1 protein-coding gene and 1 pseudogene are annotated in these 803 nt (G+C 65.6%); both read left to right on the forward strand.

Annotation, left to right across the window (positions count from 1 at the left end):
- Positions 1–21: 21 nt before the first annotated feature.
- A pseudogene (locus tag ACRXB1_RS37055) lies at positions 22–321 on the forward strand (tetratricopeptide repeat protein); the annotation flags it as partial.
- Positions 314–803: chemotaxis protein CheW (locus tag ACRXB1_RS37060; RefSeq protein ID WP_449494908.1), on the forward strand; the 490-nt coding region annotated here is incomplete at its 3' end. The pseudogene ACRXB1_RS37055 and the gene ACRXB1_RS37060, both read left to right, overlap by 8 nt.

The following is an 803-nucleotide window of genomic DNA, read 5'->3' on the forward strand; positions in this document are numbered from 1 at the left end:
TGGTAATACGCGTCTGCGCTCGCCAACAGCGGGTCCTTGTCCGAAGCCGCCGCTCTTGCCCGTGGGTTCCTCGAGACCCATCCGTCGAGCGCAGACGCGTATTACCTGCTGGGCGTCATTGCCGATGCTCAGGGCGCGCAAACCGAGGCGCGCGGTCATTACAAACGTGCGCTGTATCTCGATCCCGAGCATGGCGAAGCGTTGACGCATCTCGCAGCGGTGTTGGGACTGGAGGGCGATCGTGCGGGCGCGCAATTGCTGCTGGCTCGTGCGGCGCGGGCGAGTCATCCGGGTCGTGCTTCGGGAGGACGCGATGAGTGAAGTCCACGACGCGCCCCAGACAGTGCTCATCGATGATTGCTGGAACCGGATCGGCGTGCGTGGCGACGGCTCGTGTCCACGTCTTGCCGGCTACATCCATTGCCGCAATTGCCCCGTGCACGATGCCGCGGCTGCGCTCGTGCTCGACCGTGAGCACGCCGTCGATTCGATCGGCGAACGCCAGCCGCTGAATTCGCTGGCCGACCGTACCGCGCGTGAAGCCGATACCACGTCATGGCTCGTGTTCCGCATCGGCGATGAATGGCTGGGTTTGCCCACGGCCATCTTCCAGCAGGTCGCGCAGTTAAGGCCGATCCACTCGCTGCCGCACCGGCGTCATCGGGCGGTGCTCGGCGTTGTGAACATCCGCGGCGCGCTGCTGGTTTGCGCATCGCTTGCACGGCTTTTCGGGATTGCATCGGAGTTTGCGCAGGACGGCCGAGATCGCGGGCATCGACGACCTGCTGCGCGGCGTCGCGCCA

The sequence above is a fragment of the Caballeronia sp. M23-90 genome (genome assembly GCF_053574605.1).